Genomic DNA, 26970 nt, shown 5'->3' with positions numbered 1-26970 from the left:
CCGGGCTGATCATTGTTCGGAAACAGGTTCCAGCGGCCTCCAGCGAATCACCTCTTCGCCCAACCATTCATTGACCTGCTCCAGGCGTGCCTGGATGGGCTCGAGCTCGTTCATCGCCCAGATCTGCGCGGCCTCTTTGATCGAGCCGAAGCCGCCCGCGTTCTGCGGCACGATGCCCATCAATTGGGGGGGGATGGACGCCCCCTCTGCTGCCTTCCAGAAGACATTCGTCAACGCCGCTGCCGCTGTTGAAAAGCTGACGAACAAACACAACGCTCAGCGATCGGAGCTGCAGCGCCTGATTCCGCTAATAAAATCGACCGGCGCCGATACCCGCAACTTGGGGACCACTGAACGGCGCTTGAAAACCGAGATCGAGGCGGCCAACAAAGCCATCCAGTCGCAGAAGGATCGCCTTACCGCGCTCGCCAAACAGCAGGAGCGCGTATCACGCGCACAGAGAAACTACTCCCAAGGCCGCGAGCTAGCAGGCAACGCCGCTGTCGCCGGCGCGAGCGCCGGAGCTGTGGGCGCAGCCACGGGCATGCCCATCTTGGGGATGGTCAAAAACTACTCCCGCTTCGAAGATGCGATGGCGGGCGTAGCCAAACAGGTCGAGGGCGCCCGGGATGGGAATGGGCAGCTGACCCAGACCTATTACGAGATGGCCGCCGCCATCAAAAAGATGGCTGAAACCATCCCCATGGCCACGACGGACATCGCTGCCCTGGTAGAAGGCGGCGCCCGGATGGGAATTCAGGGCAAGGATGACCTGCTGGAATTCGCCCGGGTCGCAGCAACTGCCGCAACAGCGTTCGATCTGCCGGCCGAGGAAGTCGGCGAGAACCTGGCGCGGATCGCAAACCTCTACAAACTGCCCATCAAGAACGTCAATCAGCTCGGCGATGCGATCAACTTCCTTGACGACAACGCTATGTCCAAAGGCGCGGACATCATTGACGTGATGCAGCGCACGGCGGGCATTACGGCCTCGGTCGGCATGTCGTTAAAGGATGCCGCTGCTTTGGGTTCGACCTTCTTGACGCTCGGCGCATCATCGGAGATCGCCGCATCAGCCACGAACGCCATGATCCGTGAGCTCGCGATCGCCACGCAGCAACCGAAGCGGTTCGTCGAGGGGTTGAAGTCGATCGGTCTAGAAGCGAAGGCTGTCCAGGACGGCATGTCCAAGGATGCAACAGGCACCATCAACGCCGTGCTCGATGCCGTCAACAAGCTGCCCCAAGGCGAACAGCTTGGGGTGATGACCCAATTGTTCGGCAAAGAATACGGGGATGACGCGGCGAAACTCGCCGCCAACATGGAAGAATATCGTCGCCAGCTGGAGCTGGTGAACGGGGCAGACAACGCGCCCAAGCGCGATGGATCCATGCAGCGTGAAGGTGATATTCGCGCAGACCAGCTCTCTGCTCGATGGGAGATGTCCCAAAACCGCATGTTCAACCTGAGCAGCGCCTTAGGCGCCACGCTGCGTCCAGCGTTGATCGAGCTGATCACCGGTTTCAACGGCGTCCTCGAGCGCGTCAACGCGTGGGCAACGGCTAACCCCGGCCTGGTATTGGGAATCCTGAAAGTTGGCGCCGGCGTCGCCGCATTATCGATCGGCTTCAGCACGGTCGCCCTCGCCCTGGCGACCACTCTCGGACCGTTTCTCGCTGTACGGTACGGTCTCTCACTAATCGGGATCCGCCTGCCTTCGCTGATCGGGCTGTTGGTCAACCTTGGCTCCAAGGTGTTGCCCTTGGTCGGCCAGGCATTCATGTGGATTGGCCGGCTGTTCATGGCAAACCCAATCGGGCTGGCAATTACGGCAATCGCCGCCGCTGCGTATTTGATCTATGCCAACTGGGACAAGGTGAAGGCCTATTTCGCAAGTGCCTGGGCCGAGATCAAGCTGGGTTTCAGCGGCGGTATCAGCGGCATCCTGCAGACCCTGGTCAATTTCAGCCCCATCGGCTTGATCTACCAGGCCTTTGCGGCGGTGACGAGCTACATGGGCGTCGAGCTGCCGGCCCGATTCACCGAGTTCGGAGGAATGATTATCGCCGGCCTGGTCAACGGCATCACCAACGCCATGGGATCAGTAAAGACCGCCATTTCTGACGCCGGCAGCAGCACCGTCGACTGGTTCAAGGAAAAACTGGGCATCCACAGTCCGTCCCGGGTGTTCGCCGAGCTGGGCGGTTTCACTATGGCCGGTCTGGCGCAGGGCGTCACTGAAGGTCAGAGCGGACCTATGGAAGCCGTCAAAGCCGTGGGCGAACTGATGACCCAGGCGGGAACCGTGAGTGGTTCCGGTCTGTGATTCCAGTAAGCAGATCTGCTCATCGGTTACCTGCAGAAGAAAATCACTGATACCGGGTATCCGCCCCGTGATTGGGTAGCGCTGCACACCCAGCTATGGGAGGAACACCACGGGCCGGTGCCTTCCGGGCACTGTCTGTCCTTCAAGGATGGCAACAAGGAGAACATCGAGCTCGACAACCTGGAGCTAATCACCAGGGCAGAGCGAATGCGGCGAAACACCATCCACAGGTACCCACCTGAGCTCAAGGACACCATCCGCCTGCTGAACAAACTCAAGCGCCAAATCGAGGCTACCGATGAAGAATAAGATGACAGACCTGCGAAACCACCTCTTCGCCACGCTCGAGGCTCTGCAGGACGAGAGCAAGCCGATGGACATCGATCGGGCCAAAGCCATTGCCGAGGTCGGAAAAGTGCTGGTGGACTCTGCCAAGGTGGAAGTCATGTATTTAAAAGTGATGGATGGCGAGGGGCACAGCACCGGTTTCATTGAGTCGGAAAAACCTTTACCAGCGCTGCAGGGGAGATAATCGAAGGTGAGTAAGCTGGATCGATTTATGAGGGAGCGGGACGTTATCGCCGTTACCTCCCTGTCACACGCAACGCTTTGGCGGGCAATGAAAAGCGGAAGATTTCCACGCCCAGTTTCGATTTCCCCCGGCAGGGTGGGATGGCGAGAATCTGCGATCGTCGCCTGGCAGCAGAACCCAACGGAATGGAAACCTACCGAGGCCGCTTAAGCGGCCTCTTTGTTGTCACAGCTATACCTGATCTCCGAGCCTATATGGCAATATGCAATCCCACGTATGGTCATCTGCATCCACTTGACCTTTAACATCTGCGGAGCGAATCAGATTGTTCAACAAACAGGAAATAAAGGACGGAGTTAAAGAATACGGAAAGAGATGGTTATTTCCTGACTTCACCAACAAAGTCACGTGGCTTGTGGTTGGCGCAGGAGTAACAATACTCCTAACCCCGACGCCTCTAAAAGTACTTTTCTACAACTGGGTACTTGATACCGCCAATTTAAACTCCGTTGGACACTTCACATTTGCAGATTTAAAACCAGACTCTGCGGACTACATTTTTGGCGCAGTTATAATCGTGGCAGGACTGGCCCACAACATCCTCAACAGATACTTCCTATACAAAGAAAAGACAATAACCGAACAGCCTACAGAAGCCTTTAGTCCGGCTGATAAATTGCTATTCGAGAAATTCCTTGCAGAATTTCCGAGCAATTCTTCTTCCATACACATGCTGAAACATCATGACTGGGGCGGCTCATTCAATATGGACTACCTCAATGATATGGAAAAGTTCGTAACCGAATGGAACACACTGGAACGAGAGTTCCATAGCGAAGAGTTAGAAGAAAAGCGAAAGAGCCTGTGGGTGGTGTGCGATGACTTCTTAACCAAGCTATCTTTAGGTGCTTATCAGCTTCATGGGCCAATGTATAGCTGCATCCCGGATCTGTATCGAGGGACTGACAACTGGCCGCAGCATGTCGACGTCAAGTTAAAAGAGCTGAGCGACTTGGCAGACCAGAGCTGGGAAATGTATCGAGATTTTGTGCAATTTGGGCGTAAGCAGTTTCGTTGCTAGATGCTGGATACGCCTTCAAATCCATTATTAATCCAAAGCAAGTAATGGTGTGACACGCTGCTGTTTTGGCTGCGAAGCTACAACGTTTTTTTCCAGCCAGTCACACCAACGCTTCATGGCTTTCTTTTTTTCTGGAAAATAGGTGTAGCGGTCATAATGTTTGGAGGCTACGTCACCGAACGCGTGACCTTGAATACGATCTTTAAGTTCTTTGTTTAAGCCAGCTACTCCCATAAGGGTCTTACATGTCCGTCGAATATCGCGCAATGTGAAAGGGCCGCTAAACTTTTTTGCGTGTCGGCCGTACAGTTTCGTAACCGCTCGCGACAACGACTGAGTATGCAGCGCCTTGCCGTCTGCCTTACCCATAAAGGGATAAGCACTGAACGCATTCACCTCGTCCATCACTTTCAAGCTTTGGCGCATCAGCTTGTTGAACGGGACGACGTGTAACGAGCGCTCCCCTTCAACTCCCTTCCCACCGCTTTTTCCCTTTCTATTTCGGATTATCAGATGGTCCTTCAAGTAGTTGCTCCGCTCAGTTGCTAAGACCTGCTCTGGCCGCTGACCACCGGATGCTATGAGGAATTTCAGCAACTCAGATGTCACCAGGCTCAAATGCTCAGGTAATAACTGCCAGAGTGTCGCCAGCTCCTCCGTAGAAAGGGCCCGATCACCAGGCTGCTCCCAATCGTCCTGGACCGGCACGCTGGCCACCGGGTTACTCACCAGACCGAACCGCACCTGAACCTTGAGATAACTGCGCGGGTTGTATTCCTGCTCCAGCCCCACCTGGAAAGCTGCATGCAGCTGAGACCTGACACGATTGCAATAAGTGGTGATGCCAGCGTTGATCATCTTCACGATGATGTTGCGAATCTGGACGGGGCCGATGAGCGAGGCAGGCTTACTGACCAAGTCCGGGAACGGATCACTCACATAATGCTTGAGAGACCATTTAACATCGCCGGCCGATGCAGCACCTTCGGTTTCGAGCTTCTTTACATACAGATCAAGCAGATGCTGGAACGTACCAGGTGAGGCTCGCACTCCCTTTTCTTCACGGCATTTATCCCGCGCGGTCGTAAGTTTCATCTCGGGCCATGTACCGAGCTTGGTCAGTTTCTTTTTACCGGCGATATGCCGCTGAAAGTAAAACTCTTTTGTCCCGCTGGGGCGCACCTTAAGGACGAGCACCCCTTCGCCTTTTGCCGTGCGGCCATCTGAAATGACGTAGTCCCTCTCGCGAGGTTTCAGCGATTGAATCTGCTTTTCCGTGAGCATTGGTGACAGTTCCTGGTGACAGTCGGCCAGATCTAAGGTGATAGCGCGTGAAACAACACGATTGAACACCACCCTCTGAGAGCCGCGATTCTACTGGGCTACAGATAGAAATTGATATCCCCTGCGACACCATGAGACAGCACTAGTACAAGCTTCCCAAGCTGATAACGAGGGTTCGATTCCCTTCACCCGCTCCAATCGAATTCTGGTCTCGCGTCGTGGTGGTTTTTGACGGGAGATTGAAAAAACCGGCTCTTGGTGGCCGGTTTTTTTTGGTCTGGGGTTTGTGGGGCGCCCCTAATTGCGAAGCTTTATGCGCTGTTTATTGGCCAAGGCCTTAACCGTCGCTCAGACAGCACATGTTAGATCCGCGACGTTCGTTTGCTCTCAAGGGACAGGGTTAAAACTTTTGCCCGGTCAAGCAATACCGGGCAAAAGCGACACACTAGAAGACTAATGACGACAACCGCGCCCAATAAAGTAGCGGCAAAAATGCTGGCTTAGCTGTCAAGAAAACAGATCATCGGCATACGTCTTAATGCCTGACAGATTAACGAACTGCATATCAGCTGTCTGGATCTGTTCGATGCTATCGTAACCTGCGTACCAATCCTTGAGACGCACTCCTTCTTGCGGCGCCTCTCCTGGAGTGAAGCTCGATCGGTGCAGATAAAGGTCGTCGCCGATGCGATCAGCCAACAGTTCAGAGCTGCTGATATATGACAAAACCAATTTGTCGCCACTACTGATGCCGTCGTCCTGAATCGTCACGAATGTTGGAGTATTGATGGTGTATGTGTCGCCCCCCTCACCACCATTAGCAAAACCGCCGGCCTGTAGTACCAGTCTGTCGTCCCCCTGGCCTCCCGATAATGAGAAGCCAGCGCCTGTACCGGTCAATAGGTCACTGCCTTCCCCACCATCAGCCATGCCATGGGCCACAGTGATGGTGTCGCTTCCGGCCTCACCGTAGGCTTGAGTCCCCTCGTCGCTGGCAGCCGTGACGATGGTGTCGTTACCGTTTCCACCATACAAGATGTCTGCCTGCGGCCCATTCGCCGAGCTATCGAATGTGAAAGGTCCTATCCATGAAGTCAGCCCACCATAGAGAAAATCATCGCCGTCCCCGCCGTCGATGACGTCGCTGCCCAATCCGCCCTCCAGATAGTTAACACCCGTGTTTCCAACCAAGACATCGTTGAAGTGACTGCCCAGCACATGTTCGATGTTGAGCAATACATCACCTTCGGCATCGCCACCTTGATTGACTTGAGTCTGAAAGTTGATCGAGACGCCTGTCGCGCTTGTAATGTAAAAAGCACTGTCTAGACCTACGCGACCATCGATGACATCTGCCCCGGCTCCACCAATGAAGATGTCCTTTAGCCCAGAGCCCGTTAGCGTGTCGTTGAAATCGCTGCCTTGAAGCATTTCAATGTTGACGTAGGTATGACCAGCGGCCTCCCCTGTGTTAGTACCGTTGGTCAGGTCGATCGTTACCGCGCTGCCAGACTGCTCATAAGTGACTAGATCGATGCCACCCGCGCCATCGTGCTTCATGGGCGAGCTACCGCCATAGAAAATGTCGTTGAAATTCGATCCTCTGATCACCTCGATACCGGTATAGGTATCACCTGCCGCGATCCCGGTATGTACACCCGTCTTGAGGTTGATGGTGACAGCTTCTTCGCTGTCGATATAACCCGCTACGTCAGTGCCCGCACCACCGATGAACTGATCCGCGCCCGCCCCACCGTACAGCGTGTCGTTACCTGAACCGCCGGTAATGACGTTGTCGCTGTCGTTGCCGTAACCCGTGAATGCGCCAGTGCCGACGTAGGTCAGGCGCTCGACGTTCGCCGCCAGGACCGTGCCGCTGGTATTGAGCACCGACACGCGGACTTCATCGTTGCCGCCACCGGCCTGTTCGACGATCGTAGGGGTCTGGCCCATGTTGATGTTGTAGATGTCATCGCCGGCCCCCCCTTCCAAACGTATCCCTACGGCCGTGCTGTACGGACCTGCGGAGAACACGTCGTTGAAAGCAGAGCCTATGACGGTTTCGATCTCCGCCAAAATGGTGCCTTCGGCATCTCCGCCCGTTCCTGCGGTTCCCACCCCGCTACGGACATGGACGGTTACCCCGGTAGTCGAGCCCGAATAGTCGACCGTGTCGACCCCGGCTCCGCCATTGAAATCGATCCCCCCACCATCGCCAACGAACGTGTCGTTGAAATTCGATCCTATGATCGCCTCGATATCGGTATAGGTATCACCTGCCGCGATCCCGGTATGCACGCCCGTCTTGAGGTTGATGCTCACAGCTTGTTTGCTGTCGACATAACTCGCTATGTCATAGCCGGCGCCGCCGATGAGTTGATCCGCGCCTGCACCACCGTACAGTGTGTCGTTACCCGAGCCGCCGGTAATGACGTTGTCGCTGTCGTTGCCGTAACCGGTGAATGCGCCAGTACCGACGTAAGTCAGACGTTCGACGTTGGCCGCCAGAACCGTGCCGTTGGTATTGATCACCGACACGCGGACTTCATCGTTGCCGCCACCGGCCTGTTCGACGATCGTAGGGGTCTGGCCCATGTTGATGTTGTAGATGTCATCGCCGGCCCCCCCTTCCAAACGTATCCCTACGGCCGTGCTGTACGGACCTGCGGAGAACACGTCGTTGAAAGCAGAGCCTATGACGGTTTCGATCTCCGCCAAAATGGTGCCTTCGGCATCTCCGCCCGTTCCTGCGGTTCCCACCCCGCTACGGACATGGACGGTTACCCCGGTAGTCGAGCCCGAATAGTCGACCGTGTCGACCCCGGCTCCGCCATTGAAATCGATCCCCCCACCATCGCCAACGAACGTGTCGTTGAAATTCGATCCTATGATCGCCTCGATATCGGTATGGGTATCACCTGCCGCGATCCCGGTATGCACGCCCGTCTTGAGGTTGATGCTCACAGCTTGTTTGCTGTCGACATAACTCGCTATGTCATAGCCGGCGCCGCCGATGAGTTGATCCGCGCCTGCACCACCGTACAGTGTGTCGTTACCCGAGCCGCCGGTAATGACGTTGTCGCTGTCGTTGCCGTAACCGGTGAATGCGCCAGTACCGACGTAAGTCAGACGTTCGACGTTGGCCGCCAGAACCGTGCCGTTGGTATTGATCACCGACACGCGGACTTCATCGTTGCCGCCACCGGCCTGTTCGATAATGTAAGGGGTCAGCCCCAGATTGATGTTGTAGATGTCGTCGCCAGCCCCCCCTTCCAGCCGTACTGTTGGGATTACGGTGTATGGGCCAGAGGAAAGCACATCATTGAAGGCAGAACCTATGACGGTTTCGATATTCGCCAAAATGGTGCCTTCAGCATCTCCGCCCGTACCTGCGGTTCCCGCCCCGGTTCGGATATCGACGTTTACCCCGGCAGTCGAGCCCGAATAATCGACCGTGTCGATCCCGGCACCACCGTCGAAATCCATACCGCTACCATCGCCAACAAACGTGTCGTTGAAATTGGATCCTCTGATCGCCTCGATATCGGTGTAGGTATCACCTGCCGCGATCCCGGAATGCACACCCGTCTTGAGGTTGATGGTCACAGCTTCTTTGCTGTCGGTATAACCCGCTGTATCAGAGCCGGCACCGCCAATGAACTGATCCGCGCCCACACCACCGTACAGTGTGTCGTTACCCGAACCGCCAGTAATGACGTTGTCGCTGTCGTTGCCGTAACCGGTGAATGCGCCAGTGCCGACGTAAGTCAGACGTTCGACGTTGGCCGCCAGGACCGTGCCGTTGGTATTGATCACCGACACGCGGACTTCATCGTTGCCGCCACCGGCCTGTTCGATAATGTAAGGGGTCAGCCCCAGATTGATGTTGTAGATGTCATCGCCAGCCCCCCCTTCCAGCCGTACTGTTGGGATTACGGTGTATGGGCCAGAGGAAAGCACATCATTGAAGGCAGAACCTATGACGGTTTCGATACCAATGAGAATATCCCCCTCCGCGTCGCCACCCTGTCCAACCAGTCCAGCTCCCTGGCGCAGATCTATACTGATACCTTCAGCAGATGCCGAATAATCAACGGTATCTAAACCCGCACCGCCGTCAATTTTGTCCGCGCCAGCGGTGCCCCTGATTATATCGTTCCCACCCAGAGCACTAATTTCATCATCCCCGGCGGTGCCAATTAGCGCGTCTGCGCCAGCTGTTCCATTAATAACTGCCATTTTCTTTCCTTGCTTTAGGGATGGTAGGGAGCCCCGTGAATCAGTGTTCGGCTAGACCTGAAACATGAATCTCGGCGGTATTATTTTCGACAGTGACCATTAAAGCTTGAGCGGGGATTCATCTATCGATGAAAGGCTAAAGTGCCGTTCACTAAATTTCAGGCACGACAAAACTGCCCGAATTAAAGAAACGGACAGGTTTGATTTTTTACGGTTAATTAGCCATTGACGCAGGCGACCCATGCTGAGCTCCATCCGGCACCCTTTGGCCCCATTCGGAGGCTGACTGGGCACTGAGCGTCCTTCGTGATAGCACGACAATATCTCCTTGGTGATGCCCTATGTCAACGGTTGTTCGACGCTCCTCGAGCACGACGAGCCGCTCCAAATACCGCTCAAAGGCTGGGCAGATGCCCCAACGGCAACGGCCCCGGCGCCTTCACCGTGTTGATCGCGAAATTGCTGCGATTATCACTGACCCCCGGCAACTTCAGCAGCTTGCCCGTGACAAAACGGTCATAGGCTCGTAGGTCAGGCACCACCACTTGCAGCAGGAAGTCGGACTCACCGGACACCAGGAACGCCGAGATCACTTCGGGCAGCGCGGTCACCGCCTGACGGAAAGCCTCGGCTCGCTCGTCGGTGTGCCGTTCGACCTTGATGCCAACGAAAATCGTCATCCCAAGTCCCACTTCATCGCGATCCAGGATGGCTTGATAACCGCGAATCACCCCCGCCTCTTCAAGCATCCGCACGCGACGCAGACAGGGTGAGGGAGACAAGCCGATTTCTTCGGCCAGTTGCACGTTGCTCAGCCTACCGTCCCGTTGCAGTGCCGTCAGGATTTTGCGGTCGAACGTATCCAATTTCATAATTTGGCATTATCCGTTTCTATTACCCGATTATGTGGCAGGTTATGCCAATTTCAAGAGCTTTAGAAGCTGACTACGCAACCACCTGCCCTGCCCTTCGACCCTAGACTGGCGTCTCCAATCTACAGAATGCGGAGGGCTTGCAATGACAGGGCTCTGGTTGTTTTTCATGGCATTGACGGTGGCGTATCTACTGCCTGGGCCGGACATGATCCTGGTGCTGCAAACCGGCGCTCGACAGGGCAAAGGCGTGGCATTGGCAACGGCGCTGGGATTGGGCGTTGCCCGGGCATGTCATGTCGCGCTGGCAGCGATGGGCCTTTCGGTATTGTTCAAGACGGCGCCGTGGACGTTTGATGCGGTGCGCCTGGCCGGAGCTGCTTATCTGGCCTGGATCGGGTTTCAATGTTTGCGGACGACGTTGTTGCCCCGCTTCGAGGGAGCCGCCGCTGAAATCGAGAAGCGGCAATGGCATCAGGCGATCCGGCGCGGTCTGTTGACGAATTTGCTCAACCCCAAGGCGTTGCTGTTCTGCTCGGTGTTGCTCCCGCAATTCATCGATCCACAGGACGGGCCGGTGTTGGGGCAATTCGCGATATTGGGTGTAGTACTGGTCGGCGTTGGCCTGCTGTTCGACAGCGCTTATGCATTGATCGGTGTAGCGCTTGGGCGATGGCTCCAACGCTCGCCTTCGGCCCAGCGCGTGCAGCGGTGGGTGTTTGGTGGTTTGCTGATCGGTTTTGCGGTCCGGCTGACGTTTGTGCAGCAGTCGTGAGTCCTATGGATTTGTAGCGGATACGCTGAAAAACCAGGGCTGCTCCGCAGCCCAGCGGCAGCAAGCTCCCTCGCCACGTCAATATCAACCACCCCGTCTCACATCCCGAAATAAAGCCAACCCGCCCTTTCCCACCCTAGCGTGACGCTGCTCCTAGACTCCAAGCAAAGAGCTCGCCAGCCCCAACCGTCCTCAATGGTGGTTATGGTGTTGATCATTTTTCTTCAGTAGGTATAGTACTTACCGATGACACCACAGGGAGGTGTTGTGAACAGCCGATTTTTGATAAGCCAAATTGTTGCGGATGGTTGGTATCTGGTGCGTATCCGAGGCAGTCACCATCACTTCAAACACCCAACCAAACCGGGGCTGGTTACGGTTCCTCATCCCAAGAAGGACCTGCTCAAGAAGACGGCTATCAGTATCTTGCAACAGGCCCTTCTCCAGACGCCTGGTTGCCGCGCTTTTCCAGAGGACGATTGAATGCTTTACCCAATTGCGATTTCCATGGGCGATGACAAGCACGCCTGGGGTGTGGAAGTGCCGGATATTCCCGGTTGTTTTTCCGCAGGTGACGACCTGGACGAGGCCATGGCGATGGCGCGGGAGGCCATCGAGGGTCATTTCGAGATTCTGGCCGAAGACGGTTCGCCCATTCCATCGGCCAACACCGTTACCCTGCACGCAGCCAACCCACAATACGCCGGTTGCACCTGGGCGCTGGTGGACATCGATGTGACCAAGTACCTGGGCAAGGCGCAGAAACTCAACATCACGTTACCCGGCTACCTGCTCAACCGGATTGATGAATATGTATTGCACCATCCCGAAGAGAAGAGCCGCTCCGGCTTCCTCGCGTCGGCAGCGCTGAAGGTGCTGCAGCAAGGGAGATGAGCAATCACTGACGAAACACGAACCGGTGTGAGCGAGCTTGCTCGCGATGGCGTAGGGTCAGCGATATCAGGTTGTCTGACACAAAGCCATCACGAGCAAGCTCGCTCCCACCGTTTCACCGATTTTACTTGCTCTCCGACTTGGACTCCTGCATCTGCACCGAAGACTTGCTGCCGTCGGTGTTGTCCTTGGTCTCGTTACCCGAGTTGTCGAAGCAGCCTTGCAAAGCGAACAGGCAGCAGGCGAGGCAAAGGGTGCGGGCGATATTCATGATGTACTCCAATGCTGAGGGCTTTCATGAGTGACCCGTGGCAGCGGCAATGGTTGCGACTGTCATCGTGCTGCACGATGAACGTAAGGGACCTTGCGATTGAAATGTAAGTAGAATTTTCACCGCCTCGTTGCTGTCTCACCAGACAGGTGCATCCCAAAAGGAAACACAGCAATGACGTTCGCCAAAATCGCTCAAAAACTATCCCTCTGGGCCGGGAGCCCCAAGACCTTCCTAGGGGCCATCGTGCTGTTGGTGCTCTGGGCTGCCAGCGGACCTTTGTTCGGTTTCAACGATACCTGGCAACTGATCATCAACACCTCGACCACGATCATCACCTTCCTGATGGTGTTCCTCATCCAGAATACGCAGAACCGCGATACGGATATCCTGCACCTGAAAGTGGATGAATTGCTTCGGGCGTCCAAGGACGCGCAGAACGCAATGCTCGGTCTCGAATCGCTTGATCTCAAACAACTTGAAGCGTTGAGGAAGCGGTATCAGGACATGGGCAAGGTCGACGCCAAGAGCCTTGATGGCGTCGAACAGGAAAAAAAGGTAGACCTGAACCAATGCTGATACTGATGCGCGAGGGGCCCATGCCACTCGCGCACTCCCTTGGGCATCAGGGCAACGGGTTGCCTCCCGTCACGCCAAATACTTCTCCGGTGATATAGCTCGACTCCTGGGAAGCGAGCAGTACATAAAGCGGCGCGCATTCAGCGGGTTGGCCCGGACGTTTCATCGGAACCTGGGAGCCGAACGTAGGAATCTTCTCCCTAGGTTGTCCGCCGCTGGGTTGCAGCACGGTCCAGATTGGACCCGGCGCGACTGCATTGACACGAATGCCCTTGCTGATGACTTGCCCGGCCAGCGCCTTGGTAAACGCCACGATTGCCGCTTTGGTGGTGGCGTAGTCCAGCAGCGTCGCGGACGGATCGTAGGATTGGATAGAGGCGGTATTGATGATGGTTGCCCCAGCCGGCATCAGCGGAACAGCAGCCTTGCAGATCCAGAACATCGCATAGATGTTGGTCTTCATGGTGTCATCGAATTGCGCGGTGGTGATGTCGGCAATGTCTTTTTGCGCCTCCTGCTTACCGGCGACATTCACCAGGATATCCAGGCCATCGAGTTGCTGCTGCGCCATCTTCACCATCTGGACACAGAACGCCTCATCCTTAAGGTCGCCTGGTATGGCGATGGCCTTGCGGCCCTCAGCCTTGATCAGTTCGACGACTTGTTGTGCATCGCGCTCTTCGCTGGGCAGATAATTGATTGCGACATCGGCCCCTTCCCGGGCGTAGGCGATGGCAGCGGCGCGACCAATCCCCGAATCGCCGCCCGTGATCAAGGCCTTGCGCCCCTCCAGGCGACCAAAGCCTTGATAGCTTTTTTCACCATGATCCGGTTGCGGTTCCATATCCTGATCAATGCCAGGGGGTGACTGCGGCTGGTCGGGAAATTCCGGACGCGGGTATTGGGTCAGCGGATTCTGCATCGCGTATTGGTTGGGTTCTCGGCGTGTAGACATCGAGGTTCTCCTTTTCAGCGGGCAAAACAAGCCGGGACGTTGGCGCCCCGGCCCTGGAATTGACACAGGTGCAGCGAAGATCAACGGCTGGCTTGCAGGGCCCTGGCCATTTCAAGGTGCGTCTGCAATTTAGGCAGGGTTTCGTCGGCGAATGCCTTGATCTCCGGCACGTCAGTGGTCTGGGCCTGCTGCTGGATCTGCGCGATGGCGTCCTCAGTGGCCTTGACCTGGCTGGCGGCATACGCCGCTTCAAACGACTCGCCCTCGGCGACTTGCGGCTGCAGGGTCTTCGCTTTGTCCGCCACTACTTCCCGCGGCGCGACAGGCAAGTCGAGTTTCTTGGCGATCTTCGCCAGATGTTGGTTGGCGGTGGTGCGGTCGTTGATCACCATGATGGTGTAATCCTTGACTTCCCGTGACTCCGCCTTCGAATGTGCCTCGCGGCTGGCTTCGATGTCGGCCATGCCTTTGGCGGATGCATCGTTGATGAATTCGACAGGTGACTGGGCCCACGCACTGTTGGCACCCAGGCCCATCAGTACAACAACACTGGTGGTGCGTAAAAAGGTGGCCATCCGGCTCATGGTCGCGCCCTCCTCTGAAAGATATTGCGACGGGATTTTGCGCCGCAGAAATCAGAACCACCGTTGAACATTCAGCGAGACGTCCCGCCCGGCTTGCGGCCAATCTCGGCTTTCAGCGGACTTTTATCGACACTCGCGATGGTGGTTCTCCCACTTTTGCGACCCGCTTCGGACACCTTCGTTCGATCGTGGGCAATGTTTCCCGGATAAATGTTGCTTGATCCGCCCATAATCCAACCCTCCGTAAACAAAGAATGATGGGCACGCTTACCCCGTATTCATTTGAAGTGACGTGGGATTCAAGGTTTGGAAAAAACGCCCACGCCACGACGAACGGTGGCGCGAATTCAAATGCCGAAAGCCCTATGATTGTGGCGCTTGGCTGCGTACATCGCCTCATCGGCATGGCGGAACAGCGTTACGTCTTCGGTCCCGTGGTCAGGAAAACAGGCCAGACCGATGCTCGGCTCGATGCTGAGACAGTGGCCGTCCAGCCGCAGAGGTTGGGCCAATGCGAGACGAATTTTCTCCTGTACCCTGCCGGCATCTTCCACGCTGTGGACGCTATGGAGCAACACGACGAACTCATCGCCACCGATGCGCGCGACGGTGTCGGCGTCACGTATGCACCCCTTCAATCGGCTGGCGACCGCTTGCAGCAGCATATCGCCGACGCCATGGCCGTAGGTGTCGTTGACTTGCTTGAAACGATCCAGGTCGATGTACAACAACGCCATCCGTCCGGAGACAACACGGGCCGTGGCCAACGCGGCCTTGAACCGATCCCGCAGCAACTCACGGTTGGGTACCTGGGTCAGTTGGTCGTACTGCGCCATGTGCTGAAGCCGGGCGTGCAGTTGCTGGCGCTCGATGGCGAGGGTGATCTGGGCGCAGACGTATTGCAGCAATTCCTTGTCCTGCTCCGTATAGCGACCACTGTCCGGAGCACTCTTGACGATCAATGCGCCGATCGTACTGCCTTGCGAATTCAGCGGTACACCCAGCCAGCAAGGCGCATCAGGCTTCGCCACGAGGTCGCAGAATTCCACGGGCGACGAGCTGCAACCGGGCGTGAGCAGGATCGGCTGGCCGCTGCGTACCACTTCGGCGCACAAGCGCCCGATAGCCGTGCCAGGCAGCTCGGGCTGTCGTTCTCGATCGTCGACGTGATAGGCAAAGTTGAGCTGTGCGCACTGCTCGTCATACAACGCCACCGAGAAATTCAGCGCCGGCAACCACTCGCCAATGATGAGGTGGATACGCTTGAATAATGCCAGCAAGTCGGCGGCGGCATGGGCCGCCTCGGAAATTGCATACAACGCGGCCTGCCTGGATTCCGCCTGCTTGCGCTCGGTGATGTCGCGAGCCACGGCGATCCGAAGCTGGTCAGCCTCCGACCAGCGCGCCGACCACAAGATGTGCACCACGCCACCGTCCTTGCGCAGATAGCGGTTTTCGAAATTGAGCTTGGGCTCGCCCCCCATGATCTCCCGCGCCGCCTCGAGGGTCCGTTGGCGATCGGCGGGATGAACCAGCTCGATCATCGACCGACCGATCAGTTCCTGGGGGGTATAGCCGAAAATACGCTCGCAGGCGGCGCTGACGAATACGAAGCGTCCCTGGGCATCGACGGCGCAGACGGCATCGAGCAGCAGGTCGAGGTAACTGGCCAACGGCGTGGAGTTTCGGGTGTCCATGACGCGCAAGCCATCCGGGTAATCAAGCAATGGGCGAACCGGGTCGCCCCCGTTCATGACGCCGACGGAGCATGCAAAGCCGACGCGCCCCCCACGGTACCGATGAGGATAGCGCAGGGTATCGACACGCGGGGTGCCCAGACGCCTGAGGATAGCAAACGCCCCGGGCTCAGAGGCCAGGAAGCAGCTCCGACATGGCAAATGGATTTCCCGGCCAAGGTCCTAGGCAGGGTCCTACGCAGAAGTCTCCGGTAACACTCAAACACGCCGGAATCAGCCGATTCAAAGCCCCACCCATCGGTCTGTAAAGTCTGGACACACAAGCCCCACGGACAGCAACGCTAACCAAGGAATGTATTCACGCCATGAACCAGATTGCGCAGCCCACTCAGCACTTCAGTAACTATCGCAAAATCATTTCCCTGGCGGACCGGGACTGGCAGAACGCCGAAAACGGAAAGATCGCTGGACTGAACGTCGAGGTCCAGTCTCCCAACGTGCTCATCGACCAATATGGTCGCACCTTGCATCACTTTTGCACCACGTCGTACCTGGGCCTGGATTACCACCCCGCCTTGCTGGATGGCGCCATGACCACGCTGTGGGAAACAGGAACACTGCGTGTCGCCAACTCCAGAAACCGCAGCCGGCTAGCAATCCTGGACCAATACGAAACCCAGCTGTCGGAGCTGTTCGGCGCCAGCTGCCTCAGTGCGCTGTCCTGCAGTGCGGCGAGTGCGGGAATCCTGCCGCTGCTGGCCAGCGGCGCGCTGACGAAAAACCGCCCGCCGGTGATGGTGTTCGACAAGCACGCCCACTACTCGATGAACCATATCAAGGCCGCGTGTGCGGATGAAACCCAGGTCCTCACCTGCCCACACAACGACATGGATTTTCTTGAGGACGTCTGCAAACGCCAGGGCAACGTGGCCTACGTGACGGACGGCGCCTACAGCATGGGCGGCATGGCGGACCTGGACAGTTTGTTGTACCTCAGACAGCGCTATGGTCTGTTCCTTTATTTGGACGATTCCCATGCCGTGTCTACCGTGGGGCCCTGCGGCATCGGTCGGGTACGCTCACGGATCCACGCCTTGGATGAGCGAACCCTGATCGTGGCCTCGCTGGCCAAGTCTTTCGGGGCCAGTGGCGGGCTGGCCATGTTCGGCAGCGAGCGGCACAAGACGCTGGTGCAGCGTTACGGCGGCCCCGCCAACTGGTCGCAGAGCCTCAATTCGGCGGCTATCGGCGCCGGCATGGCCTCGATCCGCTTGCATCGCAGTCGAGAATTCCACGCCTTGCAAGAACGTTTGCAGGCTAATATCCGTTTTTTCGACAGCCTCATCCGCACCGAACAGTATGCAAGCCCCATGGCAATCCGCCTGGTGCGCTGCGGTGAGGCAGCCCTGGCTACCCGCCTGGCGGTGGAGTTGGCCGACCTGGGATATTTCACTTCAGCGGTCTTTTTCCCCGTGGTGCCGCAAGACAAGGCCGCGATCCGCATCACCCTGCGCGCCGACATGGAGCCGGACGTGATTCGTTCGTTCTGCGAACAGCTGACCAGTCTTTTGGTGGCCCACGGCCGTGATATCCGTCCTTGAAACGAGCCCTTGATGAAAAACCGTACAACACTGATCGTCACCTGCACCACGGTCTTCCTGGCACAGCTGGGCATGAGCATCTATCTGCCAGCCCTGCCGGATATCGCCCAGGCCCTGGGCGCCGATGCATCCCGAGTGTCGTGGGGGTTGTCGGTGTACCTGGTCGGCATGGCCTTGCCGATGCTGATGTGGGGCAGCCTGAGCCAGCGTCTTGGACGCAAACCGGTGCTGTTGGCGGCATTGACGCTGTACGGCCTCGCAAACCTGGCGCTGCCGTTGGGTACGACGATAGAAACGTTTCTGGCGTTCAGGTTGGTCCAGGGCGTCGGCGCCAGCGGTATTTCGGTGATGGCGAGGGTGCTGATCCGTGACAGCTTCAGCGGCGACCTGCTGGCCAAGGCCTTGTCCTGGATATCGATCGCCTTCGTGGTTGCCCTCGGCATCGGCCAGTACCTCGGCTCACTGATCCAGGCTGCGTTTGGATGGGAGGCGATTTTTCTCGGATTGGGCGCGGCCAGCCTGGTCATGGCCGCCGCGGTGTCCACGGCGGAGTTCCCGGTACTTGCCGAAAACAGCAATGGACAGTCGGCTTGGCGGATCTACGTACGGATACTCCAGCATCGTGGTTTTCTGTTGCCTGCGTTGGCGGGCGGGTTGGGTTATGGCGTGATCATCGCCTTCAACACCGCCGCGCCGCTGATCCTGCAACAGGGCTTTCACTGGTCTGCCATCGAGTATGGGCTGTTGGGCTGGCCGATCAGCGGCGCGTACTTGCTGGGCGCGCTCGCGGTCAATGCCTTTGTGCTGCGCACGGGCCAGCGCCGGCTGATGGGTTGGGGCATTGCCCTGGTCCTGGGTGGCAGCGCGACCATGCTGGCAGGAAGCGTTTCATTGAGCAGCGTCGCGCTTTTGTTCTGGTTGCCATACTGCTTCGCGGTGTTCGGCCAGTCGTTGAATTATCCGATCAGCCTGTCGCTGGCAAACGAAGGCTCGCCGATCGCCGGCGCTTACGCCATGGCGTTAAGCGGTTTCCTGCACCAGCTGATGGCGTCTATGATCGGCGCGATTGCCAGCCTCTTGCTAAGCCAACAGGCGTGGCCACTCGCGGTTTTATGCATGTTATTGGCGACGGCGGCGACGCTGTGCGCCATGTTCACGCCAAATGGACCGGGTCGGTAAAAACACAGGAAATCGACTGTTCAAAACGCATCTCGATCTGGCTCAAGACTGGGTCGTGATAAAGTCACGCCCTGCCTTAGCCACGTTTTGAGATGATTTTCGCGATGACCGATTTCCAGGAATACGACGCCCGGCTCGAAGATTGGGAGACCTTGCGCGCCGACACCGCCTTCAGCGGCTTGTTGGTGGGCAATGGCGCCAGCCGCGCCGTGTGGGATGATTTCGGCTATGACTCGTTGTTCGAGAACGCCCGCACCGTCGAGGAAAAACCCTTGAGCGCGTCGGAACTGAGCGTCTTCGACGCGCTGCAGACACGCAGTTTCGAACAAGTGCTGGGGGCGCTGAAAACCACCAGTCGGGTCAACAAGGCCTTGGCCGTCAGCTCCGCGGCGCCGCGCAATCGTTATTACGCGATCAAGGAAGCGCTGATCAACACCGTACATGCGGTGCATATTCCTTGGCGGTTGGTACAACCGTCGACCCTGGAGAACCTCAATCAGGAACTGGGTAGCTACCGTACGGTTTTTACCACCAACTACGATCTGCTGAGCTATTGGGCGATCCAACAAGCGCCCGAAACCCTCACCGATCTGTTCCTGGGGGCCGACCACAGCTTTGACCTGAGCCAGGCCCACCTCGACAAACCCCGTCTCTTGTACCTGCACGGTGGCCTGCACCTGGTGCGCAACCAGGACGGCACGGCACGCAAGCTCACCTCCACCGAAGGCACGCTGCTGGGCAGCTTCGCCATCAACAACACCATCAAGACCCTCGACGATGTGCCGTTGTTGGTCAGCGAAGGGCCGAGCCAGGACAAACTCAAAACGATTCGCAGCAGCGACTATCTGTCGTTCTGCTACGACCAACTGCTGCATCACCACGACAATCTGTGCCTGTTCGGCCACGCCCTGGGCGAGCAGGACAGCCACATTGTCGATGCCTTGCGCCTAGCCGCGCCGAAGACCGTCGCCATCTCGATCTACCCACGCAGCCAGGCGTTCATCCAGCACCAGAAACGGCATTACGCCAAGCTGTTCCAAGGTTTGGACACAGAGCTGCGTTTCTTCGATGCCAAGAGCCATCCACTGGGCGATCCGAAGCTGTCGGTGCCGGTGGAGGTCTAGACCGCTCCGATTGGCCCGGCGCCCTATAGGGTAATCGCCGTACCGAGCAACGTCAGGAACCCCGCCAGCCAGCTCGGGTGCGCCGGCCAGGCCGGTGCCGTGGCGAGGTTGCCCTGGACATGGCCTTCGGTCACCGGGATGTCGATGAACGTCCCGCCGGCCAAACGCACTTCCGGGGCACAGGCCGGATAGGCGCTGCACTCGCGCCCCTCCAGGATGCCCGCCGCCGCCAGCAATTGCGCCCCGTGGCACACCGCCGCGATCGGCTTGCCCGCCAAGTCAAAATCGCGCACCAGTTGCAAGACTTTTTCATTCAGCCGCAAGTATTCCGGAGCGCGACCGCCTGGCACCAGCAACGCATCGTAGTCGGCCGCCTCGACGCTGGCGAAGTCATGGTTGAGGGCGAACAGATGTCCCGGTTTTTCGCTGTAGGTCTGGTCGCCCTCGAAGTCATGAATCGCCGTGCGGACAGTCTGCCCGGTCGTTTTATCCGGGCACACGGCATGGACGGTGTGGCCGATCATCTGCAGGGCCTGAAACGGCACCATGACTTCGTAATCTTCGACGTAATCGCCGACCAGCATGAGGATTTTCTTGGCGGCCATGGAATGGGCTCCTTTGGAATGCGTGAGAGTGGACGCATTAAAGGTAGACCGCTGTAACGACAGCCCGCCATTAACTGACAGACTGCACCACTTGATGGGTGGGAGCGAGCAGGCTCGCGAATCAGGCAGCGCGGTTTGTCAGATATTCCGCGTTATCGTTCTTCGCGAGCCGGCTCGCTCCCACAGGGTTCAGGTCGGTTTGTCAGGCCAGGTAGCCATCCGCCCGCAGCAGCGTTTCGAGGCAGTGCTCGGTAATGTGGTAGAACGCCTTGAGTTCGTCGATCCTGGCCAGCAGTTCGGTAGGCTCCACCGGTTCGGGGCGTTTGACCGCCAGGATCATCTTGTTCTTGTTGGTGTGGTCCAGGGAAATGAACTCGAACACCTTGGTCTCATAGCCGCAGGCTTCGAGGAACAACGCCCGCAAACTGTCAGTGACCATTTCCGCCTGCTGGCCCAGGTGCAGGCCATATTGCAACATCGGCTTGAGCAGCGCCGGGCTCTGGATTTGCAGGCGGATCTGCTTGTGGCAGCACGGTGAGCACATGATGATCGAGGCGCCCGAGCGGATGCCCATGTGGATGGCGTAATCGGTGGCGATGTCGCAGGCGTGCAAGGCGATCATCACATCCACCGCGCTCGGCGCCACGGTGCGCACGTCACCGTGCTGGAAACTCAGGCCCGGATGCTCCAGTCGTGCCGCGGCTTCATTGCACAGCTTGACCATGTCTTCGCGCAGCTCGACACCCGTCACCACGCCTTCGGCCTGCAAGGTGTTGCGCAAGTAATCATGGATGGCGAAGGTCAGGTAGCCCTTGCCCGAGCCGAAATCCGAGACTCGCACCGGCTTGTCCAAGGCCAATGGCGAAGATGTCAGCGCGTGGCTGAACACTTCGATGAACTTGTTGATCTGCTTCCACTTGCGCGACATGGCCGGGATCAATTCGTGCTTATGGTTGGTCACCCCCAGGTCGGCCAAAAAGGGCCGATTCAGATCGAGGAAGCGGTTTTTCTCGCGGTTGTGCCCGGCGGACGGTACTTCCCGCAGTTGCTGCGGCTTGCTCTTGAACAGCGAGCTCTTGCCTTTCTTGCTGTATTCCAACTGCGCCTCGTCGGTAATCGCCAACAAGTGAGCATTCTTGAACGAAGTCGGCAACAGCGTGGCGATGGCATCCACGCCTTCGGACAGCGAAAAATTCTTGGTGATGTCGCGGGTCTTGTAGCGATAGACAAAGGACAGGCACGGCTGGTCCTTGACGGTCAGTTGCTTGATGACCAGCCGCTGCAGATCGCTTTCGTCACCGACGTACTTGGCCAGCACCAGCTTGATGAACGCGTTTTGTTCGAGACTGGTTTGCAAAAGCTCGATGAACTGAGCGTGGTGATCCGGCCCGGGACGGGTGGGAGTTGCGGTGACGGACATGGAAAAGCGGCCTCGGGGCGGGCGGATCGGGAATGACGGGTATTTTAGGGGGGATCGGATGCGGGGGCACGGGGAATTTCCCCAACGGTGCGAATGCGCAGCGCAATCTAGGTGGCAGCGCGCTTTGTGGCGAGGGAGCTTGCTCCCGCTCGGCTGCGAAGCAGTCGTCGATGTGCGAGCCCGTTGCCTGACCCTGGAATCGATGGGGACCGCTTCGCGGTCCAGCGGGAGCAAGCTCCCTCCCCATAAGGCGCCTTCGCCATGGTGGCCGGCAGCCAATCAGCCCAACACCACCAACCGATTCGGCAGCTCATTACGCGTATGGGTCACCGGCACGTGCTCCTTGAGCAATTCGCCGCAAGCCTCGATGCACGCCACAAAACCTTGCAACGTCTGGCCCTGGCGAACCTGCTGGGTGAACGTACCGACAATGGCGTCCCAATGGCTGTTGTCGAGTCGCTTGGAAATACCCTCGTCCACCAGGATTTCCACATACCGCTCGGCCTCGCAGACGAAAATGAGCATGCCGGTGCTGCCTACGGTGTGATGCAGGTTCTGTTCGAGGAATTGCCGGCGCGCCAGGTTGGAAGCCCGCCAGTGGCGTACCGAGCGAGGAATGAGGTGCGTGGTGACGGCAGGAATGCGAAACATCAGGCACAGCACGATGAAACCACCCCATTGCACCCACAACAGGCTATGCACGCTCAGCCATCCCGTCACGTAATGCAGGATGCCCGGCACCACCAGCGCCAGCAGGCTGGCCCAGAGCAAGGGGATATAGGCGTAGTCATCGGCGCGGGCGGCGAGCACCGTGACCAGTTCGGCGTCGGTGTCGCGCTCGACCCGAGCGATCGCCTCGGCCACTTTGCGCTGTTCATGTTCAGTCAGTAATGCCATGTTTGAAAATGCCCGCTCATTGTTATTGTCACCAGCCGCCGGACGAACCGCCGCCGCCGAAACTGCCGCCACCACCGCTGAAGCCACCGCCACCACCGCCGCCGAAGCCGCCTCCTCCGCCTCTATAACTTGCGCCGGAGCCCCCTCCGCTGGGCAGGATACCGAGCACTTGGCAAACGAAAATCGTCAGGATGAAAAGCATCGCGAGGAAGATGAACAAGCCTGGGTGGCGCTCGACGAAATCGCCCTCGTCCGCACTGCCCGCGCTGTATGCCGCAGCCGGTTCATCGAGGGGGTTGCCACCCAACACCACGAGCATCGCCGCCACACCGTCACTGATGCCCTTGTTGAAGTTGCCCGTCTTGAACGCCGGGGTGATCACCTGGTTGATGATCACCGAACTCTGGGCGTCGGTCAGGCGATCTTCCAGCCCGTAACCCACTTCGATGCGCAGTTTACGGTCATCGCGGGCGACGATCAGCAGCGCGCCGTTGTTTTTATCCTTTTGCCCGATGCCCCAATGGCGCCCCAATTGATAACCGAAGTCTTCGATGCTGGCGCCTTGAAGGTTCGCCAGCGTAACGACAACCACCTGCTCGCCGGTGGCCTGTTCATGGGCCTTGAGTTGCGCATCGAGTTGCGTGCGCACCGATGGGTCGAGCAACTGGGCGGTGTCCACCACCCGCCCGGTCAGCGCCGGGAAGCTCAATTCTGCCTGGGCCGTGGCTGCAAAAGCCCAGAGCAACAGCACGAACAGCTTCAAGCTTCGAGCAGCAAGCCTCAAGCCGAAAGCCGTACGCGTTACCTGAGCTTGCAGCTTGCCGCTCAGAACTTGAGGCTGCTCCATCAGAACTTCACTTCAGGCGCTTTTTCGGCATTCGGGCTGGTGGCCTCGAAAGTCTCGCGAACTGGCAGATCGCTGTACATCACGCTGTGCCACAGGCGACCCGGGAAGGTACGAATCTCTGTGTTGTATTTCTGCACGGCCAGGATGAAATCACGACGGGCCACGGCGATGCGGTTCTCGGTGCCTTCGAGTTGCGATTGCAAGGCCAGGAAGTTCTGGTTGGCCTTCAGGTCCGGGTAGCGCTCGGATACCACCATCAGGCGGCTCAATGCGCCACTCAACTGGTCCTGGGCCTGCTGGAACTGCTTGAGTTTTTCCGGGTTGTCCAGGGTGCTGGCATCGACCTGAATGGACGTGGCCTTGGCCCGGGCTTCGATCACCGCCGTCAAGGTTTCCTGCTCATGCTGGGCATAACCCTTGACGGTCTCCACCAGGTTGGGAATCAGGTCGGCGCGGCGCTGGTATTGGTTCTGCACCTGGCCCCAGGCCGCCTTTGCCTGCTCGTCCAGGGTCGGGATGTTGTTGATGCCGCAACCGGCCAGCAGCGTGGTGAACAGCATCAGGGCCAGCATTTGCAGCGCGCTGCGGTGGTTCAGTCGTCGAATCATCGGGTGAAGCTCTCCCTTGCATTGCATTAAGAAAACACCGCCACCTATCTTACCGGCGTCTGGGGCATAATCGCCGCCGCACTGGATCGAATCGGGTCTATGGGCTAAAAGATGCGCAGTGCGAAACTAAGTTCATCGGCACAGGTTCGAAAGTGTGCTGCATTTAACTGGATAACACCCGAACAACAATAGCCGTTCCTCACATTTAGGCTGACCGGCGTGTCCTGATCACCGCCCTTTAGGCTTGCGAGAAAACTATTCATGAAGAAGCTGTGTTTGCTGGGCCTGTTTGTCAGTCTGGCCAGTCAATCCGTATTAGCCGACAACCTGCCAGCCCCCATAGAGAACAAGGACGCTTTCATCAGCAGCCTGATGAAGCAAATGACCCTCGAGGAAAAGATCGGCCAGCTGCGCCTGATCAGCATCGGCCCGGAGATGCCCCGGGAGATGATCCGCAAGGAAATCGCCGCCGGCAACATCGGAGGCACATTCAACTCCATTACCCGCGATGAGAACCGTCCGATGCAGGACGCGGCCATGCGCAGCCGGCTGAAGATCCCGATGTTCTTCGCCTATGACGTGATTCATGGCCATCGCACCATTTTCCCGATTCCCCTGGCCCTGGCCTCGAGCTGGGACATGGACGCCATCTACCGCTCCGGCCGCATCGCGGCCAAGGAAGCAGCGGCCGACAGCATCGACATCACCTTCGCGCCCATGGTCGATATCTCCCGCGATCCACGCTGGGGCCGGACCTCCGAAGGCTTCGGCGAAGACACTTATCTGGTGTCGCGCATTGCCGGGGTGATGGTCAAGGCGTTCCAGGGCACCGGCGCCAACGCCGCCGACAGCATCATGGCCAGCGTCAAGCACTTCGCCCTGTACGGCGCCGTGGAAGGCGGCCGGGACTACAACACCGTGGACATGAGCCCGGTGAAAATGTACCAGGACTACCTGCCGCCCTATCGCGCCGCCATCGACGCCGGCGCGGGCGGGGTGATGGTCGCGCTGAATTCCATCAACGGCGTACCGGCCACCGCGAACACATGGTTGATGCACGACCTGCTGCGCAAGGAATGGGGCTTCAAGGGCCTGGCCGTCAGTGACCACGGCGCGATTTTCGAGCTGATCAAGCATGGCGTCGCTCGGGACGGTCGCGAAGCGGCCAGGCTAGCGATCAAGGCCGGCATCGACATGAGCATGAACGACTCGCTCTATGGCAAGGAGCTGCCAGGGCTGCTCAAGGCGGGCGAGATCGAGCAGAGCGACCTCGACAACGCGGTGCGTGAAGTGCTGGCCGCCAAGTACGACATGGGCTTGTTCAAGGATCCGTACCTGCGTATCGGCAAGGCCGAGGACGACCCGGCCGATGTCTATGCCGACAACCGCATGCACCGCGCCGATGCCCGTGACGTGGCGCGCCGCAGCCTGGTGCTGCTGGAAAACCGCAACCAGACCCTGCCCTTGAAGAAAACCGCGAAGATCGCCCTGGTCGGCCCGCTGGCCAAGGCGCCGATCGACATGATGGGCAGTTGGGCCGCCGCCGGGCGCCCGGCGTTGTCGGTCACGGTGTATGACGGCATGGCCCGCGCATTGGGCGGTGAGTCGAAGCTGATCTATGCCCGTGGCGCCAACATCACGGGCGACAAGAAGGTGCTCGACTACCTGAACTTCCTAAACTTCGATGCCCCGGAAGTGGTGGACGATCCGCGTCCGGCCCAAGTGCTGATCGATGAAGCGGTGAAAGCCGCGAAAGAAGCGGACGTAGTCGTCGCCGCCGTGGGCGAGTCCCGTGGCATGTCCCATGAATCGTCGAGCCGTACCGAACTGAACATCCCCGCCAGCCAGCGCGAGCTGATCAAGGCCCTGAAGGCCACCGGCAAGCCGTTGGTGCTGGTGTTGATGAATGGCCGCCCGCTGTCGTTGCTGGAAGAAAAACAGCAGGCCGATGCGATCCTGGAAACCTGGTTCAGCGGTACCGAAGGCGGCAACGCCATCGCGGACGTGCTGTTCGGCGACTACAACCCGTCGGGCAAGTTGCCGATCACGTTCCCACGCTCGGTCGGGCAGATTCCGACCTACTACAACCACCTGAGCATTGGTCGGCCGTTCACGCCGGGCAAGCCAGGCAACTACACCTCGCAGTACTTCGACGACACCACCGGCCCGCTCTACCCGTTCGGCTATGGGCTGAGCTACACGACGTTCAGCCTGTCGGACATGGCCCTGTCGTCCACCACGCTGAACAAGACCGGCAAGCTCGACGCCAGCATCACTCTGGAAAACACCGGCGATCGTGACGGCGAAACCGTGGTGCAGCTGTACATCCAGGACGTTACCGGCTCGATCATCCGTCCGGTGAAGGAGCTGAAAAACTTCCGCAAGGTCATGCTCAAGGCCGGCGAGAAGAAGGTCATCCACTTCGACATCACCGAAGACGACCTGAAGTTCTTCAACGCGCAGCTCAAGTACGCGGCAGAGCCAGGCAAGTTCAACGTGCAGATCGGCCTGGATTCCCAGGACGTGAAGCAGCAGAGTTTTGAGTTGCTCTGATCCAGCAACACCGCAATACCCTGTGGGAGCGAGCCTGCTCGCGAAGG

Annotated in this window: 24 protein-coding genes and 2 pseudogenes; 13 read left to right on the top strand and 13 right to left on the bottom strand. The window is 58.2% G+C overall.

Features of this window, described 5'->3' with window-relative positions:
* Positions 1 to 9: 9 nt before the first annotated feature.
* Positions 10 to 195: pseudogene (locus J3P81_RS06700) on the bottom strand (phage portal protein); the annotation flags it as partial.
* Between J3P81_RS06700 and J3P81_RS06695 the strand changes: the two are divergent.
* The 5 genes and pseudogenes from J3P81_RS06695 to J3P81_RS06675 all read left to right on the top strand — a co-directional run bounded on the left by J3P81_RS06695 (position 194) and on the right by J3P81_RS06675 (position 3939).
* Positions 194 to 2326, top strand: coding sequence for a phage tail tape measure protein (locus J3P81_RS06695; protein ID WP_434562778.1), 2133 nt, complete (start codon positions 194 to 196; stop codon positions 2324 to 2326). The pseudogene J3P81_RS06700 and the gene J3P81_RS06695 sit on opposite strands and share 2 nt — an antisense overlap.
* Positions 2327 to 2350: 24 nt before the next feature.
* Positions 2351 to 2635, top strand: a pseudogene (locus J3P81_RS06690) (HNH endonuclease signature motif containing protein); the annotation flags it as partial.
* Positions 2625 to 2858, top strand: a complete 234-nt coding sequence (locus J3P81_RS06685; RefSeq protein WP_434562776.1) for a hypothetical protein — start codon at positions 2625 to 2627, stop codon at positions 2856 to 2858. The pseudogene J3P81_RS06690 and the gene J3P81_RS06685, both read left to right, overlap by 11 nt.
* A gap of 27 nt (positions 2859 to 2885) precedes the next feature.
* Complete coding sequence (locus J3P81_RS06680) at positions 2886 to 3068, top strand: helix-turn-helix transcriptional regulator (protein ID WP_189674036.1); 183 nt, start codon at positions 2886 to 2888, stop codon at positions 3066 to 3068.
* Positions 3069 to 3183: 115 nt separating this feature from the next.
* Entirely contained in the window at positions 3184 to 3939 is a 756-nt protein-coding gene (locus J3P81_RS06675; protein ID WP_434562774.1) for a hypothetical protein, read from the top strand.
* 27 nt (positions 3940 to 3966) lie between these two features.
* Here J3P81_RS06675 and J3P81_RS06670 read toward each other — a convergent pair whose 3' ends face one another.
* The 3 genes from J3P81_RS06670 to J3P81_RS06660 all read right to left on the bottom strand — a co-directional run bounded on the left by J3P81_RS06670 (position 3967) and on the right by J3P81_RS06660 (position 10334).
* Positions 3967 to 5223 carry a tyrosine-type recombinase/integrase gene (locus J3P81_RS06670; protein WP_434562772.1) on the bottom strand — a complete coding sequence of 419 codons (1257 nt, stop codon included), beginning with the start codon at positions 5221 to 5223 and terminating at the stop codon, positions 3967 to 3969.
* Between the two features lie 507 nt (positions 5224 to 5730).
* On the bottom strand, positions 5731 to 9462 hold the full coding sequence (locus tag J3P81_RS06665; RefSeq protein WP_434562770.1) for a beta strand repeat-containing protein: 3732 nt from the start codon (positions 9460 to 9462) through the stop codon (positions 5731 to 5733).
* Between the two features lie 395 nt (positions 9463 to 9857).
* Positions 9858 to 10334 carry an Lrp/AsnC family transcriptional regulator gene (locus J3P81_RS06660; RefSeq protein ID WP_434562768.1) on the bottom strand — a complete coding sequence of 159 codons (477 nt, stop codon included), beginning with the start codon at positions 10332 to 10334 and terminating at the stop codon, positions 9858 to 9860.
* A 145-nt stretch (positions 10335 to 10479) separates the two neighbouring features.
* Here J3P81_RS06660 and J3P81_RS06655 point away from each other — a divergent pair, with 145 nt between their 5' ends.
* From J3P81_RS06655 to J3P81_RS06645, 3 genes are all read left to right on the top strand, one after another.
* Positions 10480 to 11109 carry a LysE family translocator gene (locus J3P81_RS06655; RefSeq protein WP_420766733.1) on the top strand — a complete coding sequence of 210 codons (630 nt, stop codon included), beginning with the start codon at positions 10480 to 10482 and terminating at the stop codon, positions 11107 to 11109.
* 267 nt (positions 11110 to 11376) lie between these two features.
* Positions 11377 to 11592, top strand: a complete 216-nt coding sequence (locus J3P81_RS06650; RefSeq protein ID WP_420766734.1) for a type II toxin-antitoxin system HicA family toxin — start codon at positions 11377 to 11379, stop codon at positions 11590 to 11592.
* Positions 11593 to 12003: a type II toxin-antitoxin system HicB family antitoxin gene (locus J3P81_RS06645; protein WP_198797116.1), complete on the top strand. Its 411-nt coding sequence runs from the start codon at positions 11593 to 11595 to the stop codon at positions 12001 to 12003. It begins immediately after the preceding gene.
* Between the two features lie 124 nt (positions 12004 to 12127).
* Here the strand turns inward: J3P81_RS06645 and J3P81_RS06640 are convergent, their stop codons facing one another.
* The gene (locus J3P81_RS06640; protein WP_434562766.1) at positions 12128 to 12274 is read right to left on the bottom strand and encodes a hypothetical protein; all 147 of its coding nucleotides are present in this window, start codon (positions 12272 to 12274) and stop codon (positions 12128 to 12130) included.
* A gap of 174 nt (positions 12275 to 12448) precedes the next feature.
* On the opposite strand from J3P81_RS06640, the gene J3P81_RS06635 reads away from it, so the two are divergent.
* The gene (locus J3P81_RS06635; RefSeq protein ID WP_420766736.1) at positions 12449 to 12853 is read left to right on the top strand and encodes a low affinity iron permease family protein; all 405 of its coding nucleotides are present in this window, start codon (positions 12449 to 12451) and stop codon (positions 12851 to 12853) included.
* Positions 12854 to 12899: 46 nt separating this feature from the next.
* Here J3P81_RS06635 and J3P81_RS06630 read toward each other — a convergent pair whose 3' ends face one another.
* The 3 genes from J3P81_RS06630 to J3P81_RS06620 all read right to left on the bottom strand — a co-directional run bounded on the left by J3P81_RS06630 (position 12900) and on the right by J3P81_RS06620 (position 16089).
* A complete protein-coding gene (locus J3P81_RS06630; RefSeq protein ID WP_434562764.1) occupies positions 12900 to 13808 on the bottom strand; it encodes an SDR family oxidoreductase in 909 nt (302 codons plus the stop codon).
* Positions 13809 to 13888: 80 nt separating this feature from the next.
* Complete coding sequence (locus J3P81_RS06625) at positions 13889 to 14392, bottom strand: DUF4142 domain-containing protein (RefSeq protein ID WP_420766738.1); 504 nt, start codon at positions 14390 to 14392, stop codon at positions 13889 to 13891.
* Between the two features lie 347 nt (positions 14393 to 14739).
* Positions 14740 to 16089, bottom strand: a complete 1350-nt coding sequence (locus J3P81_RS06620) for a diguanylate cyclase domain-containing protein (protein WP_434562762.1) — start codon at positions 16087 to 16089, stop codon at positions 14740 to 14742.
* Positions 16090 to 16454: 365 nt separating this feature from the next.
* On the opposite strand from J3P81_RS06620, the gene J3P81_RS06615 reads away from it, so the two are divergent.
* The 3 genes from J3P81_RS06615 (at position 16455) to J3P81_RS06605 (ending at position 19993) form a co-directional block, all read left to right on the top strand.
* Positions 16455 to 17690, top strand: coding sequence for an aminotransferase class I/II-fold pyridoxal phosphate-dependent enzyme (locus tag J3P81_RS06615; RefSeq protein WP_434562760.1), 1236 nt, complete (start codon positions 16455 to 16457; stop codon positions 17688 to 17690).
* A 12-nt stretch (positions 17691 to 17702) separates the two neighbouring features.
* Positions 17703 to 18869, top strand: coding sequence for an MFS transporter (locus J3P81_RS06610; protein ID WP_434562758.1), 1167 nt, complete (start codon positions 17703 to 17705; stop codon positions 18867 to 18869).
* Between the two features lie 104 nt (positions 18870 to 18973).
* Positions 18974 to 19993 carry a DUF4917 family protein gene (locus tag J3P81_RS06605; protein WP_434562756.1) on the top strand — a complete coding sequence of 340 codons (1020 nt, stop codon included), beginning with the start codon at positions 18974 to 18976 and terminating at the stop codon, positions 19991 to 19993.
* Between the two features lie 23 nt (positions 19994 to 20016).
* Here J3P81_RS06605 and J3P81_RS06600 read toward each other — a convergent pair whose 3' ends face one another.
* The 5 genes from J3P81_RS06600 to J3P81_RS06580 form a co-directional block, all read right to left on the bottom strand.
* Entirely contained in the window at positions 20017 to 20598 is a 582-nt protein-coding gene (locus J3P81_RS06600) for a DJ-1/PfpI family protein (RefSeq protein WP_420766743.1), read from the bottom strand.
* A 202-nt stretch (positions 20599 to 20800) separates the two neighbouring features.
* Positions 20801 to 22018, bottom strand: a complete 1218-nt coding sequence (locus J3P81_RS06595) for a class I SAM-dependent methyltransferase (protein ID WP_434562754.1) — start codon at positions 22016 to 22018, stop codon at positions 20801 to 20803.
* 279 nt (positions 22019 to 22297) lie between these two features.
* Positions 22298 to 22915, bottom strand: a complete 618-nt coding sequence (locus tag J3P81_RS06590; protein WP_434562752.1) for a TPM domain-containing protein — start codon at positions 22913 to 22915, stop codon at positions 22298 to 22300.
* A gap of 28 nt (positions 22916 to 22943) precedes the next feature.
* Complete coding sequence (locus J3P81_RS06585; RefSeq protein WP_434562750.1) at positions 22944 to 23762, bottom strand: TPM domain-containing protein; 819 nt, start codon at positions 23760 to 23762, stop codon at positions 22944 to 22946.
* On the bottom strand, positions 23762 to 24370 hold the full coding sequence (locus J3P81_RS06580) for a LemA family protein (RefSeq protein WP_420766747.1): 609 nt from the start codon (positions 24368 to 24370) through the stop codon (positions 23762 to 23764). The genes J3P81_RS06585 and J3P81_RS06580 overlap by 1 nt, the downstream gene beginning before the upstream one ends.
* Before the next feature lie 261 nt (positions 24371 to 24631).
* Here J3P81_RS06580 and bglX point away from each other — a divergent pair, with 261 nt between their 5' ends.
* Complete coding sequence (gene bglX, locus J3P81_RS06575; RefSeq protein ID WP_420766748.1) at positions 24632 to 26923, top strand: beta-glucosidase BglX; 2292 nt, start codon at positions 24632 to 24634, stop codon at positions 26921 to 26923.
* Positions 26924 to 26970 lie beyond the last annotated feature (47 nt).

Origin of the sequence: Pseudomonas sp. R1-6 (assembly GCF_051132115.1) — a bacterium.
GTDB lineage: Bacteria > Pseudomonadota > Gammaproteobacteria > Pseudomonadales > Pseudomonadaceae > Aquipseudomonas.
Note: the sequence above shows the minus strand (reverse complement) of the source record. Positions and strands in the feature narration are given on the sequence as shown.